This is a genomic window from Shewanella corallii (genome assembly GCF_023349125.1).
GTDB lineage: Bacteria > Pseudomonadota > Gammaproteobacteria > Enterobacterales > Shewanellaceae > Shewanella > Shewanella corallii.
The window spans coordinates 57389-73436 of the sequence record NZ_JAKIKT010000006.1 but is presented as its reverse complement, the minus strand read 5'-3'; the positions used below and the strand labels follow the sequence as shown (position 1 = coordinate 73436).

At 50.5% G+C, this 16048-nt stretch carries 14 protein-coding genes; 11 read left to right on the top strand and 3 right to left on the bottom strand.

What is annotated here, in order from left to right:
* Positions 1–71 precede the first annotated feature (71 nt).
* From L2725_RS15100 to glpG, 5 genes are all read left to right on the top strand, one after another.
* Positions 72–713, top strand: a complete 642-nt coding sequence (locus L2725_RS15100) for a TetR/AcrR family transcriptional regulator (RefSeq protein WP_249249694.1) — start codon at positions 72–74, stop codon at positions 711–713.
* A 297-nt stretch (positions 714–1010) separates the two neighbouring features.
* Entirely contained in the window at positions 1011–2210 is a 1200-nt protein-coding gene (locus L2725_RS15095) for a glycine C-acetyltransferase (protein ID WP_249249693.1), read from the top strand.
* Between the two features lie 3 nt (positions 2211–2213).
* Entirely contained in the window at positions 2214–3242 is a 1029-nt protein-coding gene (gene tdh, locus L2725_RS15090; protein ID WP_249249691.1) for an L-threonine 3-dehydrogenase, read from the top strand.
* A 95-nt stretch (positions 3243–3337) separates the two neighbouring features.
* Positions 3338–3643 carry a thiosulfate sulfurtransferase GlpE gene (gene glpE, locus L2725_RS15085; protein WP_249249690.1) on the top strand — a complete coding sequence of 102 codons (306 nt, stop codon included), beginning with the start codon at positions 3338–3340 and terminating at the stop codon, positions 3641–3643.
* Between the two features lie 43 nt (positions 3644–3686).
* The gene (gene glpG / locus L2725_RS15080) at positions 3687–4520 is read left to right on the top strand and encodes a rhomboid family intramembrane serine protease GlpG (protein ID WP_249249689.1); all 834 of its coding nucleotides are present in this window, start codon (positions 3687–3689) and stop codon (positions 4518–4520) included.
* 142 nt (positions 4521–4662) lie between these two features.
* Here glpG and elbB read toward each other — a convergent pair whose 3' ends face one another.
* A complete protein-coding gene (gene elbB / locus L2725_RS15075) occupies positions 4663–5316 on the bottom strand; it encodes an isoprenoid biosynthesis glyoxalase ElbB (protein ID WP_249249688.1) in 654 nt (217 codons plus the stop codon).
* Positions 5317–5703: 387 nt separating this feature from the next.
* On the opposite strand from elbB, the gene polA reads away from it, so the two are divergent.
* Positions 5704–8460, top strand: coding sequence for a DNA polymerase I (polA, locus tag L2725_RS15070; protein ID WP_249249687.1), 2757 nt, complete (start codon positions 5704–5706; stop codon positions 8458–8460).
* 659 nt (positions 8461–9119) lie between these two features.
* Here polA and yihA read toward each other — a convergent pair.
* Entirely contained in the window at positions 9120–9770 is a 651-nt protein-coding gene (gene yihA, locus L2725_RS15065) for a ribosome biogenesis GTP-binding protein YihA/YsxC (RefSeq protein WP_249249686.1), read from the bottom strand.
* Positions 9771–9937: 167 nt separating this feature from the next.
* Between yihA and L2725_RS15060 the strand changes: the two genes are divergently transcribed.
* The 4 genes from L2725_RS15060 to L2725_RS15045 all read left to right on the top strand — a co-directional run bounded on the left by L2725_RS15060 (position 9938) and on the right by L2725_RS15045 (position 13120).
* On the top strand, positions 9938–10561 hold the full coding sequence (locus tag L2725_RS15060; protein ID WP_115136560.1) for a c-type cytochrome: 624 nt from the start codon (positions 9938–9940) through the stop codon (positions 10559–10561).
* Positions 10562–11348: 787 nt separating this feature from the next.
* Positions 11349–12008: a methyltransferase domain-containing protein gene (locus L2725_RS15055; RefSeq protein WP_115136561.1), complete on the top strand. Its 660-nt coding sequence runs from the start codon at positions 11349–11351 to the stop codon at positions 12006–12008.
* Between the two features lie 67 nt (positions 12009–12075).
* The gene (gene yihI, locus L2725_RS15050; protein WP_249249685.1) at positions 12076–12624 is read left to right on the top strand and encodes a Der GTPase-activating protein YihI; all 549 of its coding nucleotides are present in this window, start codon (positions 12076–12078) and stop codon (positions 12622–12624) included.
* 28 nt (positions 12625–12652) lie between these two features.
* Complete coding sequence (locus L2725_RS15045; RefSeq protein ID WP_249249683.1) at positions 12653–13120, top strand: DUF2489 domain-containing protein; 468 nt, start codon at positions 12653–12655, stop codon at positions 13118–13120.
* Between the two features lie 70 nt (positions 13121–13190).
* Here L2725_RS15045 and L2725_RS15040 read toward each other — a convergent pair whose 3' ends face one another.
* Entirely contained in the window at positions 13191–14468 is a 1278-nt protein-coding gene (locus tag L2725_RS15040) for a metal-dependent hydrolase family protein (protein WP_249249682.1), read from the bottom strand.
* Between the two features lie 174 nt (positions 14469–14642).
* Between L2725_RS15040 and hemN the strand changes: the two genes are divergently transcribed.
* Positions 14643–16019 carry an oxygen-independent coproporphyrinogen III oxidase gene (gene hemN / locus L2725_RS15035; protein WP_283164323.1) on the top strand — a complete coding sequence of 459 codons (1377 nt, stop codon included), beginning with the start codon at positions 14643–14645 and terminating at the stop codon, positions 16017–16019.
* Positions 16020–16048 lie beyond the last annotated feature (29 nt).

Below are 16048 nucleotides of genomic sequence, written 5' to 3'. Positions count from 1 at the left end.
GCGTTGGTCAGACATGCAGCGCACCTTATATGGCCATACTCCGGCACAATAAATAAGAGAACCCACAGGTTATGAAAACCCGCGACAAGATTGTTTTAGCCAGCCTTGAGCTGTTTAACGAACACGGTGAACGCAGCATTACTACCAATCATATAGCTGCCCACCTGGGGATCAGTCCGGGCAATCTCTACTATCACTTCCGTAATAAGGAAGACATCATCCGCTCCATCTTTACCCAGTACGAAGAACACCTGGAGTCAGGCTTCCAGCCCTATAGAGATGGCCCTGTCACGGTTGAGTTGCTGGTAGGCTACTTCGACGCCATGTTTTACACCATGTGGCAGTTCAGGTTTATGTACGCCAATCTGGCGGATATTCTGGGCCGGGATGAGCTGCTTAAGGCCAGATATTTAAAAGCACAGGAGCAAGTCCTGACTCGCTGTGCCCATGTGCTGGAGCAGCTTTGCGCCGATGGATTTCTGACTATAGAGAAGGACAAGGTGCGTGATTTGGCAGATACCATCAAGATGATTGTGGCGTCATGGATTGGCTATCAGCTGACTCAGTCCAGTATCGCTTCCATCACCAAGGGCAATCTGTATGAAGGCCTGTTGCGGGTACTGCTGATTTTCCGTGGCTATGCAACGCCAAGTTCACTGGAGACCTTCAACCGCCTGGAATCTCATTACCTGTCTCTGGCACGCGCGGCCTGACCCGGAATTTACTCAGCAGGAACATGACCTTATTCGGGTTCCTGGCTACCTCCCATACCAATCCAGTCAGATTAAAGCAAGGCTGATCTCCGCCTGCCGCACCGTCACTTTTAATTAGCTTTTCTTATCTATTTTGCAGCTGTGCACAAGCCCAGTTAATGACGCTGACGTTAAGGGAAAAAAACTGTCAGAGCGGCTAAATTTAAGGTTAAAATGCGGACAACTCCAGGTCTCTGTCACGGCTAAATCAGCCGTCCCAGACACCGAAATAATTAATCCAACAAAGGAGACCGAAAGGTGGCTTCTGACCAATTCTACCAACAGATAAATCAACAGCTTGCCGAGGTAAAAGCGGAAGGCCTGTACAAGAGTGAGCGGGTGATTGCTTCTGCCCAGCAGACCGCCATTGAGGTAAATCAGACTGAAGTTATCAACTTCTGCGCCAACAACTACCTGGGCCTGGCCAATCATCCCGACCTGATTGCCGCCGCCAAAGCCGGTCTCGACAGCCATGGCTTTGGTATGGCCTCAGTACGCTTTATCTGCGGTACGCAGGATATCCACAAGCAACTGGAAGCCAGTCTGAGCGAGTTCCTCGGCATGGAAGACACCATTCTTTACTCTTCCTGTTTCGATGCCAACGCGGGTTTGTTCGAAACCCTGCTCGGCCCGGAAGATGCCATTGTCTCCGACGCCCTGAACCATGCCTCCATTATCGATGGTGTACGCCTGTGTAAGGCCAAGCGTTTCCGCTACGCCAACAATGATATGGCCGATCTGGAAGCTCAGCTGATCGCTGCCCGCGATGCCGGTGCCCGCCACATTTTGATTGCCACAGACGGCGTGTTCTCTATGGACGGTGTTATCGCCAACCTTAAGGGTGTGTGTGACCTGGCTGACAAATATGGCGCTCTGGTGATGGTGGATGACTCTCACGCCGTTGGCTTTGTTGGCCATGAAGGTCGTGGTACCCACGAACACTGCGAAGTGATGGATCGCGTGGATATCATCACAGGTACCCTGGGTAAGGCACTGGGTGGTGCATCCGGCGGCTTTACCTCGGGCAAGAAAGAGGTGATCGACTGGTTGCGTCAGCGCTCACGTCCTTATCTGTTCTCCAACTCTCTGGCACCAGCCATTGTCAGCGCCTCTATCAAGGTGCTGGCGATGTTGAAAGAGGGTCAGGCACTACGTGATCAGGTAAAAGAAAACAGCTGTTACTTCCGCGAAAGAATGTCAGCTGCCGGCTTTACCCTGGCAGGTGCTGACCACGCCATTGTTCCTGTGATGATAGGCGACGCCAAACTGGCCGGTGATTTTGCCAACCGCCTGTTGGAAGAAAACATCTATGTTATCGGCTTCTCCTTCCCGGTGGTGCCAAAAGGTCAGGCCCGCATCCGTACCCAGATGTCTGCTGCCCACACCCGTGAACAGCTGGATCGCGCCATCGACGCCTTTATTCGTATCGGTCGCGATATGCAGATTATTGGGGCATAAATCATGAAAGCACTGAGCAAACTGAACCCTGAAGAAGGTATCTGGATGGTGGATGCGCCTCTGCCAGAGGTGGGTCACAACGATTTGCTGATTAAAATCCGCAAAACTGCAATCTGTGGTACCGATGTGCATATCTACAACTGGGATGAGTGGTCACAGAAAACCATTCCTGTGCCTATGATTGTTGGCCACGAATATGTGGGCGAAGTTGTGGGTATGGGCCAGGAAGTCCGTGGTTTCAATGTGGGCGATCGGGTATCCGGTGAAGGCCATATTACCTGTGGTCACTGCCGTAACTGTCGTGCCGGCCGCACTCACCTGTGCCGTAACACCTCAGGTGTTGGGGTTAATCGTCAGGGTGCCTTTGCCGAATATCTGGTTATCCCTGCGTTCAACGCCTTCAAAATCCCTGATGATATCAGTGACGATCTGGCCTCTATCTTCGATCCATTCGGTAATGCTGTGCACACCGCCCTGTCATTCGACCTGGTCGGTGAAGATGTGTTGATTACAGGCGCCGGCCCTATCGGCATTATGGCCGCTGCGGTATGCCGCCATGTGGGTGCCCGTCATGTGGTGATCACAGATGTGAACGAGTATCGCCTGGAGCTGGCTACCAAGATGGGCGCCACCCGTGCCGTCAACGTTGCCAAAGAAGACCTGAAGCAGGTGATGGGCGAGCTTGGTATGACAGAGGGCTTTGATGTCGGCCTGGAGATGTCTGGCGTACCGTCAGCCTTCCACTCCATGCTGGACACCATGAACCATGGCGGCAAGATTGCCATGCTGGGTATTCCGGGGGGCGAGATGGCTATCGACTGGAGTCAGGTGATCTTTAAAGGGCTAATTATCAAAGGCATCTATGGCCGTGAAATGTTTGAGACCTGGTACAAGATGGCCAGTCTGATCCAATCCGGTCTGGATATTTCCCCTATCATCACCCACCACTATAGGGTGGATGAGTTCCAGCAGGGCTTCGACGCCATGCGTTCCGGCCTGTCCGGTAAAGTGATTCTGGATTGGCAGAACTAATCTTCCTTTAATCACTGTTAACAGTTCGGGGCTGTACTCCTGCAGCCCCATATTGCACACTTGCTGCAGTTTCGTTTTATTCACAGGGCCGAAGTATGACCACTTATCAGCATCTGAGCGTTGCTCAGCTCAAGTCCAAACTCGCCAACAATGAAAGTCTGCAGATCGTCGATATCCGCGATCCAGCCAGTTTCAGCGCTGGCCATATTCAGGGCGCTTTTAACCTGAGCAATGACAATCTGGCCGACTATATCCGTGATGCGGATCTGGACCAGCCACTGGTTGTGGTTTGTTACCACGGCATCAGCAGTCAGGGTGCATCAGCTTATATGATTGAGCAGGGCTTTGATGAGGTGTACAGCCTGGATGGTGGTTTCCAGGGCTGGCAGGAAAGCCTGTAACCAACATAACTCCAGCCAGTCCTTAACCAGAGAGAAGGAAAATATGCAGGAATTTGGCCGCTTGCCCAATATACGCGCCGCTCAGGCACTGGTGGATTACCTAAAGGGTCAGGGCGTTGACTGTCATGTCGAACAGCTGGAGCAGGAAGTGGTGCTGTATGCAGTCAATCCCGCTCAACATGCTCAGGCTGAATTTGAGTATCAGCACTTTATTGCCCATCCGGGCGATCCCAAATACCTGGCAGTGTCCTGGGATCATGGCAGCACCGCCAATCGCATGGATTATGGCAAGCCGTCTTCTCAGTTGCTGATGCAGTTCTTTACCGGTGGCGGCCCGCTCACCATGCTGGTGTTTTTTGCCTGTGTGTTTATCTTTCTGGGCTGGAATATTGGTTACGCCGAGTCACTGTTTTCAGCACTGGGTTTCTTCAATGTCACGCCTACTGCCACACTGGGTGAGTTCTGGCGGGTGTTTACCCCTTCGCTGATCCACTTCAGCGCCATGCATATCATCTTTAACCTGCTGTGGTGGTGGTATCTGGGCGGTAAGATTGAAAACCGACTCGGTACCGGCACACTGGCGATTCTGCTTTTGGTCGGTGGCACTTTGCCCAATGTGTTGCAGTACTATATCAGCGGACCCGGATTCGGCGGCCTGTCAGGGGTAGTCTACGCGCTGGCGGGATACACCTGGATAATGGGACAACGCAAGCCTGAGGCAGGTATTGGTCTGCCCAACTCCTATATGGGTTTTATGATGATCTGGCTGGTACTTGGCTTTACCGATATGTTCGGTCTGTCCATTGCCAATGGTGCACATATTGGAGGTTTGGTCGTCGGCCTGCTGCAGGGCGTATTTGACAGTCGCAGGCGCTAGGGTCTGTTGACCATTGAAGATGGTTTTTATCGTTGTGTTGTACAAAGCAACGCACGGTGGTGTAGTCGCTCTACATCAATGACCCCCTGATCATTTCTCAACTAAAAAGCCCCGCAGTGCGGGGCTTTTTGCTGAGTGAGCTTTACGCCAGTTCGAGTACCTTGTGTACCAGCTTCTCAATACCTGAAGCGGCTTCCACAATATTGCCTGCCAACATGTAGGCCGGAGTACTCACCAGTTTACGCCCTTCATCCACCACGATTTCATGCACTGCCGCATCCTGGTGGTCGCCCCCCATGGTATTGAAGGCTGCAGCAGTCCCTTCATCGGTTCCTATGGTGCCTTTGGCACCAGCACCATAGAAATGCGGGATCATCACTGGAGAAATGCAGATAAAGCCCACCGGCTTATTGGCATCAACGAACTGGCTGACAAAGGCTTTTACCTGAGGATTGATTTCACAATCGGCCCCCTTCACAGCAAAGTTGCAAAGATTTTTGGCCGCACCGAAACCTCCAGGAATGATCAACGCATCAAACTCGCTGATATCCAAATCTGAGGTTGCCTTGATTTCCCCTCTGGCAATTCGGGCAGCCTCAACCAACACATTTCGGCTGGCGCCCTCTTCCACTTCACCGGTCAGATGATTCAAAACATGCAGTTGGGGAATATCAGGAGCAAAACACTGGTAGTCCGCGCCGGCTCTGGCCAGAGTCAACAAAGCAAGCACTGATTCGTGGATTTCAGCGCCATCGAACACGCCACAGCCACTAAGTAAGATTGCAATTTTTTTCATTAAAACATCCCTCTTATGTCATATAGTTTTAACAAATCGGCCATAAATTGGTTGATCTGGTCATTATTCGTGCTAATTTAAATCAGCGTGATCGCAGGGTGTACAAAAATGCACCACAAGCCACAGCGAATTACCAGCAGGAATTAAAAAATCCACAAATCAGGACGATTTGCCAAAAGTTTTACCGATCTCACACATTTTTTTAATTCCCCATAAAAACAATAATTTACGCTGAATTCATTTTGCCGTTCAAAAATGTTCTCTACGTGTTGACTTTTTTCACTCACAGACTTATCCACAGGCCGTGAGTCAATTTGCCGTGGCTGATTTTCCTGCTCTGTGGCATGCTACCCGCATCTCAGATTAAAGACTACTGAACCCAAATTTATGCCAAATATCCCCAGCAACCCACTCGTCCTTGTGGATGGTTCCTCTTACCTTTACCGCGCCTACTATGCTCCTCCACATCTGACCAACTCCAAAGGGGATGCAACGGGTGCAGTATATGGTGTGGTAAACATGCTGCGCAGCCTGCTGAAGCAGTTCAAGCCCAGCCATATTGCCGTGGTATTCGATGCCAAAGGTAAAACCTTCCGCAACGATATGTATGCGGATTACAAAGCGCACCGTCCACCAATGCCGGATGACCTGCGTGGTCAGATTGAACCTTTGCACCGCATTATCAAAGCCATGGGGCTGCCACTCATCTCCATTCCCGGCGTAGAGGCCGATGATGTCATTGGCACGCTGGCACTGCAGGCCAGTAAAGATGGCCGCGCCTGCCTGATATCCACAGGTGATAAAGACATGGCGCAGTTGGTGGATGAGAATGTCACACTGATCAATACCATGACAGATACCATCATGGGCCCAGCAGAAGTCACCACCAAGTTTGGCGTGGGTCCTGAACTGATTATCGACCTGCTGGCGATGATGGGCGATAAAGCGGATAACATCCCTGGCTTGCCGGGCGTTGGCGAGAAAACCGCACTGGCTATGCTGACTGGTGCCGGTGGTGTGGATAAATTGCTGGCAGATCCAGATGCAGTCGTTGCACTGGGTTTCCGTGGTTCTAAAACCATGCCTGCCAAAATTCGCGACAATGCTGAAATGCTGCAGCTCTCCTATGATCTGGCCACCATCAAAACTGACGTAGAGCTGGATCTGAGCTGGGGCGAGCTGGAGCATAAAGACGCTGACAAAGATGAGCTGGTTAAATGCTTTGGCGAGATGGAATTCAAGCGTTGGCTGGCAGAGTTACTGGACAGTGGCGAATCCGTAGCGTCAACTCAGGTTAACACTGAAGAAGATATTGCTGCGCCAGCGGTAGTCGATATCGAATATGAAACCATTCTGACTCAGGCGCAATTGGATACCTGGTGCGACAAGCTGGCCAAAGCCGAGCTGATCGCTGTGGATACCGAAACCACCAGTCTGGATTATATGGAAGCCAAACTGGTGGGTATCTCCTTTGCCGTTGAAGCAGGCAAAGCCGCTTATCTGCCTTTGGCCCATGATTATGTCGACGCCCCAGAGCAACTTGAGATGGCAGCCGCGCTGGCACAACTAAAGCCTCTGCTGGAAGACCCGGCACTTAAAAAGGTCGGTCAGAATCTCAAGTACGACATGGCTATCTTTGCCAACGTGGGTATTGAGTTGAAAGGCATCGCTTTCGACACCATGCTGGAGTCCTATGTCTTCAACTCCGTGGCTTCCCGCCACGATATGGACGGCATGGCTCTTAAATACCTGGGCCACAAGACGGTCAGTTTTGAAGAGATTGCCGGTAAGGGAGCCAAACAGCTGACCTTTAACCAGATCCCGCTGGAACAAGCTGCTCACTATGCAGCTGAAGATGCAGATATTACCCTGCGTCTGCACCAGCACCTTTGGCCGCGCCTGGAGCGCGAGCAGGGGCTGCCCTCGGTATTCAATGAGCTGGAAATGCCACTGGTCGATGTATTGTCACGGGTTGAACGAACCGGCGTACTGATCGATACCATGCTGCTGGCCCAACAGAGCGATGAGTTGGCCCGCAAGATCGATGAGCTTGAGGCCAAAGCCCATGAAATTGCCGGCGAGCCATTCAACCTGAGCTCAACCAAGCAGCTGCAGGAACTCTTCTTTACCAAACTGGGTTACCCCATCATTAAGAAGACACCAAAAGGTGCACCTTCTACTGCTGAAGAAGTCCTGGTAGAACTGGCATTGGATTACCCACTGCCCAAGATTATTCTGGAGCACAGATCTCTGACCAAGCTGAAGAGCACCTACACAGACAAACTGCCGCTGATGGTTAACGCCAGAACCGGCCGGGTGCACACCAGCTACCATCAGGCCAATGCCGCTACCGGTCGTTTGTCTTCCAGTGACCCTAACCTGCAGAACATCCCGATCCGCACCGAAGAAGGTCGTCGTATTCGTCAGGCCTTTATTGCACCACAAGGTAAAAAAGTACTGGCTGCCGACTACTCACAGATCGAACTGCGAATTATGGCTCACCTGTCTCAGGATGCCGGTCTGCTGAAAGCCTTTGCCGAAGGCAAGGATATTCACCGCGCAACCGCGGCTGAAGTGTTCGATGTGGCCTTTGAAACTGTCACTCCTGAACAACGTCGCCGCGCCAAGGCAGTTAACTTTGGTTTGATCTACGGTATGTCAGCCTTTGGTCTGGCCCGTCAGCTGGACATTCCACGCGCTGAAGCCCAGTCCTATATCGACACCTACTTCAAACGCTATCCGGGTGTACTCAAGTATATGGAGGACACCCGCGCCAATGCAGCCGATCAGGGTTATGTATCCACTCTGTTTGGTCGCCGTCTGTATCTGCCTGAGATCAAGGCTCGTAATGCCATGCGTCGACAGGCTGCTGAGAGGGCAGCGATTAACGCACCAATGCAGGGTACTGCAGCTGACATTATCAAAAAGGCGATGATCAGCATTCAGGAGTGGCTGGACAAGGACACCTCGGGTGAAATCCGTATGATCATGCAGGTGCACGATGAACTAGTGTTCGAAGTGGATGCCGACAGGGCCGACGAACTGAAAAATAAAGTTTGTGATCTGATGGCGGCTGCCGCCAGTCTTGACGTCGAATTGCTGGCTGAAGCTGGTATTGGCGACAACTGGGAGCAGGCACACTAACCTAAATCACTAACTGACGGTGTCGTTTAAGCCGAATAAAGCGCCAGCCACTGAGTGAGCTGGCGTTTTTTATTTCAGAAAACACACCGAAAACCGTCACCCAGACCACACATCTGTAATAAAACGACAACTCAGAGCAGTAAACCCCCGCATCAATCGAGATCCACATCACAAAGCTTGTTGTTTATTTAGAAAACTGTTTTTCAATTTCCGATAAGTGGGGTATTATTCTTGGCGTAGGGTACAGAGGTTAAGATGTTCTATCTTTCAGACCTTTATTTCACTTTTTAGTGATTGCCAAATTCTGGCGCCCCGGCGAGTCTTTCGCCGGGGCTTTTTTTATGCCCGAAAGAAAATTTAGAGTAATTACTTTAAATGTTCATTTTTTCGCTGTATGCTGTTTACATTGAGAGCCATTACAGAGTCTTCGGCCCCAATCTGAAGCCTTGATGGAACTTGAGTCTTGTTGAATATTTTTTAGCTTCTCCCCAAATAGAGCTAATTCTGTATTTTTGGCCGGTGACTCTGTCCCCGGCTATTTTTTTGCCAGCATTCCAGCCTCTTGAGTCCAGACCCTCATTTAAATCTCAGTGCAACAACTCAAATTGCGGGCACAAAAAAGGCGCTTCGGGAGCGCCTTAATCACATCGAGATAGCTGTTACTCAGCATCTTCCTCTATAAATTCCAGCCAGTCAGGATGACACCATGCATTGAGGATGCTCAGCACTTTAGGTTTGCCCGTCCCCTTCAATGAAGAGAACGGTTCAACCTGCACCCAATCACCAAATTCAGCCAGCGCCTTACGTACTTCGTTCACTGTCTTCATCTTGGCGCTCTGCGCCAGTTTGTCGCTCTTGGTCAGCAGCGCCAATACAGGGATCTCACTGGCTACAGCCCACTCGATCATCTGCATATCCAGGTCTTTCAATGGATGCCGGATATCCATCAGCACCACTACACCACTCAGGCAGCGGCGTTCCTGCAGGTATTCACCCAGCGCATTTTGCCACTTTATTTTCATGGCCAGGGGCACCTGGGCAAAACCGTAACCCGGTAAATCCACCAAACGACGATGCTCATCAAGAGCAAATACGTTGATCAGCTGAGTACGCCCTGGCGTTTTACTGGTTCTTGCCAGGTTTTTCTGTTCAGTCAATGCGTTAAGCGCACTCGACTTACCCGCATTGGAACGCCCGGCAAAAGCAATTTCCACCCCGGTGTCACCAGGCAGATGCTTGTCCAAATGGGCGATATCCGGGGCACTGATCAAAAATTTGGCCCGGCGAAAGTCGATTTGAGGATTTGTCACGTATTACTCCAAAAAAGGATCAACTTTTGTCATAAATATCGATGAGTTGCTTACATTTTCACGTTTTCATGTAAAATATAAGCCTGATCACAGTTATCGTATCTTATCATGCTTGCGGGTCTTACTTGTAAGCTCAGGACTATAAACAAACAAGAAGTTGGAACGCCATGAAAAAGTTAGCCCTCGCTTTGTCAGCAGTCGCCGCCATCTCTTTGCCAGTTAGTGCACAAGGTGATGCTGAAGCTGGAAAAACCAAGTCTGCTTTATGTGCTGCCTGCCACGGTGTCGACGGCAACAGCATGATCGATATGTATCCTAAGATTGCCGGTCAGCACGCTGCCTACACAGAAAAGCAGCTGCATGACTTTAAAGATGCCATGGCATCCGGCGGTGCAAAAGGTCGAATGGATCCTATCATGGGTGGCATGGTCGCCGCACTGACTGATCAGGATATGGCCGATCTGGCTGCTTATTATGCGACTCAAACCCAGTCTGAAGCTCCTGCAGCTGACGTTCCTGAGCTGGGTGAGAAGTTGTATAAGGGTGGTGACATGTCCCGCGGTATCACTGCCTGTATCGCCTGTCACGGTCCAAGTGGTCTGGGAATGGAGCTGGCTGGCTTCCCAATGGTCTCAGGTCAACATGTCAATTACATCAAAATTCAGCTGAATAAATTCCGTGACGGCACTCGTAATAACGACCTGAATGGCATGATGAGTGATGTATCCAAGAAGCTAAGCGATGCCGACATCGAAGCTTTGGCAGCTTATATTTCAACGATGAATCAATAACCTGCCGCTAACAGAAAGGCGCCATCTGGCGCTTTTTTTTGTGCATAAAGTTTACGTAAACGTCACCCTTTTGACATTTCACCTTGACACAGGTCACACATTCAGATTTAATTAGACCCGCATCGGACAGAACCCAACTGATTGTGCAATAACTTAAATAACAACTTTCAGAGTCCGCATGTGCTATACATTCAAGATATAAGAATAACGAAGTCAAATAATAACTATAACGCTTAGACCACTCGCCAAATAATAATAACGAGTCGAAATCTCACTTTGAGATTCAGGTCAGGGACTATCGGGATGGCCATGATGGCCGCAAGCTTGAAAAAGCACTCCCAAGCGTCGAGGGAACCACTCCAACCGGAGACTGATAGCAGGATGCCATCAGAGCAATGGAAGCATAGCTTTGGATGCAACGGCTGGACGCTGGATTCACTGGATGTGAACAACAAGGATGGTTGTACTTCGTCATAGATGACGGTTGATGTGGTGGTGTAAAGACCATCTACGGAAATGACTTGAAGGATTCAGGTCAGGACGAAAGTCTGGAAGACAAAAACGAAAAATAAATTGCATGGAAAGCAAACAACAACAAATGGAATCGACCGGGAAAGTCACATAGCCAGTACGGATACTGGGATATCAGAATAAGTGCTTAGAGCACAATATTCAGGCGGCAGTGAAAACTGCCGCTTTTTTTATTTCCGCACCAGTCTGCCAGTCACTGCCCCACAAACCACTTTGGGTATATAATCTGGCCAAAGCTGTAACCTTATGATCTCTAATGCCTAGATGCCCACTGTGCCAAGATAGTCGTCCTTCGCTTTTCTATACAGATAAAAAGCGTGGCTTCTTTCGCTGTCCCAATTGCCAGTTGGTATTCGCCGATGTACATTCTCAGCTGCCTCCCCAGGCGCAAAGGCAGAAGTACGGGAAGATGAATCCTGCCAGGCAAAAACAACTGTCTCAGTTTATTCAGCAGCTAATTGCCCAATTGGCCGAGTTTAATGGCCAGCCCCTCAGTGGCCTTAATTATGGCGGCCTGCTGCCGGAAGAAGTACTGGTCCCACTGCGCAGTCAAGGCCACAGCTTGAGTCAGTACGATCCATTCCTCGCTCCGGATCATAGTGTTTTGCGACAAACTTATGACTTTGTTTGCAGCTACAGAGTATTTGAACATTTCAGCTACCCACTCAGGGAATGGGGGCTACTGTGCAAAACCCTTAAAATCGGTGGCTTTCTGGCCATTAATACCCGATTGCTGACAGATCCTGATCAGTTCGCCAAATGGCATTATAAGAACAACCCGGCCCATGTTAGCTTTTACTCTCGCCACACCTTTGAATATCTGGCCGCCCACCATGGCTTTAAGCTATTATTTGCCGCAAATGACCTCATTCTGATGCAAAAAGCAGCAGAATCTGATATAACACGCACCCCCTGATTTATCCCCCTGCCGCGACTGCTATACCGGCTGATGGGATAAGGAAACGAATTTAGTAGAGAATCCTATGTCTCGCAGCAAAAAAACACGCAATATCAATGAGAACGGTGCAAAAATGGCACCTCGCACCAAGAAGTCAGATCGTAAAATTGCCTCAAAGAAGCGCGATAACGGCAACAAAACCGGCAGTCGTTCAAACGAAGGTGCACTGAAGCAAGCTTCCAGTGGCAATGGTAAGACTCAGGCCAAAGATCCACGCCATGGCAGCAAGCGTCCTATCGTTCTGACTCTGCCAGAGCAGAGCAAGCGAGTGGTGACCGAAAAGGCGGCCAAGCCAAAACAGCCTAAGATGACTGACGAGCAACGTCTGCTGATGCTGGAAGAAGATCCACGCCTGAACGAACTGCTGGATATGCTTGAAGAGGGTCGTAACCTGGCCCCGGCAGATCAAAAGTGGTTGGATAAGCAGCTGGCTGAAATCGAGAAACTGATGGAGAAGCTGGGTCTGGCTGAAGAGGAAGACTTCGCACCAAGCAAGCCTAAGTCAGATGACGACCTGCTGGATCAGTTTGAGTCCGGTATGGATCTGTTGAAGCAGTATCAGAACAAAGACTGAAGTTCCAAGTAAGCTGTAAGGAGACGCTGTGTACACACTATGGATAATTCTGGGCCTTGTAATCATTTTGGCACTGGCAGCCTACGCCTTTGTGCTGCTGCGTAAAGTCAGTCAGCAGCAACAACAGGCGGCCAAAATCAAAGCCGAGAAGCAAGCAGAGGCCGACGCCAAACGGGAAGAGATACTCGGCGATATTCGTTATATCGCCCAGGCTATGCTGGAAGACAGGTGTGAACTGTCAGAGGGCGTAGTGAGAATCGCCCGTCTGTTTGACCGTCTGTCACTGACCGAAAGGGTATCACCGGATTATCCCAGGTTGTTCAGCCATTTTGAGGTGATCAAAGACCACCCCATTATGGATGCCCGCAAAGCCCTGCCAAAACAGGAGCGGATGAAGTTGGACTTACAGCGGATGAAATCTGAGTCCGAGCATGAAGATGCCATCCTGGCTGAAGCCAAACTGCTTACAGAATTCAGCCTTAAGCCAGCACACTAAGCTCTTTCAATAGCTGACAAAAAAGCGCTGCGACTCAGTCGACAGCGCTTTTTTATTACCTGATTATCGGCTAATCAAGTGCAACTTGCTGGCCAGACTTAATCACCATAGCAGGTGTTAACAGCACGCTGATATCCTCCAGCGGATTACCCTTTACCCCAACAAAGTCGGCATAGCGACCAGTCTCAACAGCACCAACCGACTCATCGTCTAACACTCTAGCCGCCACAGAGGTGGCACTTTTGATGGCGTCCATCTCATCCATACCTGCCTGAGTCATCAACACAAATTCACCGGCATTCTCTCCATGGGGAAATACTCCGGCATCTGTACCAAAGGCAATCAGCACACCAGCATCATAGGCCCTGGCAAAAGTATCCTTGATTTGAGGACCAATCTTCTGAGCTTTAGGCCGTACAATTTCAGGAAAGAAACCATCAATTTTCGCTTTCTGCTTCACATACTCCCCGGCAGACAGAGTCGGCACCAGCGCCACACCGTTTTTCTTCATCAGCCGGAACAGTGACTTATCCATATACGTGCCATGTTCTATGGTGCTGACTCCCGCTTCAATCGCCCGGCGCATTCCCTCTTTACCGTGGGCATGAACCGCCACCTTAAAGCCATAGTCATTGGCAGCCTCCACCACGGCTTCCAACTCACCCTGGGTAAATTGAGGGTTCTGACCACTCTTGGCCACAGATAACACGCCGCCGGTAGCCGTCAGCTTAATCAGGTCAGCCCCCTCCTTATAGCGCTGCCTTACCGCTTTGTAGGCATCTTCCGGTCCATTAATCACTCCCTGAGCCGGTCCAGGGTCTCCCATCAGAGCATGTTTATGACCATTGGTCGGGTCAGCATGACCACCGGTCGTCGCCAGCGATTTGGACGCAGTATAGATACGTGGGCCAGGCACCAAACCGGCACTGATGGCATTACGCAGGGATACAGTCACATTGCCTCTGTCTCCCAAATCCCGCACAGTAGTAAAGCCTGCTTTCAGCGTGGTGTTGGCGTTGGCAGCTGCCCGCAAAGCCAGGTCCGCCGGGTTCTTGTTGAAAGGGTCCATATAGGCACCCTTGCCACCATTGGAGCTCAAGTGGGTGTGCATATCGATAAAGCCCGGCATCAGAGTGCCGTCGCGCCAGTCGACAACCTGGTCATTATTACCTGGCTGACGATACCCCTCTTCCACTGCCACAATGCGGTCTCCATCCACGACCACTGTGACTTTTTCTCTGGGTTTCGACTCAATGCCGTCGATAAGCCGCCCGGTATGGATCAGTGTCTCGCCGTGAGTCGGCGCACAAATTGCCAATAAAACCACAGACAACCAAAAACTTTTCATAGATAGTCCTTATCCAATCATCAAATGGACCACTGTGCGAAGTGGTTAAAATCCCGTCACCCCTTGTCTGATACAGGTTTTAGCGGTGTTGTTTTTTTCTACCTGGATCAATGTTATTTGATCGTAAAAGTTGCATACTTCGCACAATACTAAAATACCCTCGGAGGACACGCCTTGAATCAGCCCACTAAAATCAGCTGGGATCAGTCGATGATCGAAAAATATAACTACAGCGGTCCCCGTTACACCTCTTACCCAACGGCGCTGGAGTTTAACGATCAGTTCACTGAAGCGGATTTGCTGAAGGCGATCGAGCACAGCAAGAGCGACAAGTTGTCACTCTACATACATATTCCTTACTGTGCCAAGCTCTGCTACTACTGCGGTTGTAACAAAATCGTAACCCGCCACCAGCACAAGGCGGATCAGTACATCGAGTACCTGGCTCAGGAAATTGCCAATCGCGCACCACTGTTCGAGAAGTACACTGTGACCCAGATGCACTGGGGCGGCGGCACTCCAACCTTCCTGAGTGAAGAGCAGATCATGCGTCTGAGCAAGTTGCTGAAACAGCACTTCAACTTCGCAGATGAAGGTGAGTTCTCCATTGAAGTGGATCCACGTGAAATCGAACTGACCATGCTGGATACCCTGAAAGAAGCCGGTTTCAACCGTATTTCTATTGGTGTGCAGGACTTCAATAAAGAGGTTCAGGTTGCGGTGAACCGTGAGCAGGATGAAGACTTTATCTTTGCTCTGATGGCCAAGGCCAAAGCCATGGGCTTCCAGTCCACCAACGTGGATCTGATCTATGGTCTGCCACACCAGACGCCGGAAACCTTTGCCCAGACGATTGCCCGTATTCTGGACCTGTCTCCGGACCGCCTGTCTGTGTTCAACTATGCGCACCTGCCATCCCGTTTTGCCGCTCAGCGCAAGATTAAGGATGAAGATCTGCCATCACCACAGCAGAAACTGGACATGCTGCAGCAGACCATCGAAACCCTGACCGGTGATGGTTACCAGTTTATCGGTATGGACCACTTCGCCAAGCCGGACGATGAGCTGTCCAGACTGCAGAACGAAGGTCGCCTGCACCGTAACTTCCAGGGTTACACCACCCAGGAAGAGTGTGACCTGCTGGGTCTGGGTGTGTCTTCAATCTCTATGATTGGTGACTGCTACGCGCAGAACCAGAAAGACATTCGTCCTTACTATGAATCTCTGGACGAAAACGGCCATGCGCTGTGGAAAGGTTGCGGTTTGAACCGTGACGACGAAATCCGCCGTGCGGTGATCAAACAGCTGATCTGCCACTTCGACCTGGATATGGCGCAGATGGATGAGAAGCTGGATATCAAGTTCGAAGAATACTTCGCCGAAGATATGAAGCTGATGCAGACCTTTATCGACGACAAGCTGGTTGATATCACAGACCGTAAGATCACCGTCAGCCCCACCGGCCGCCTGCTGATCCGTAACATCTGCATGTGTTTCGACGTGTACTTCCGTGAGAAGGCCCGTCAGCAGCAGTTCTCCCGGGTGATTTAACCGACCTGTCAAACAGCAAAAAGCCGCTC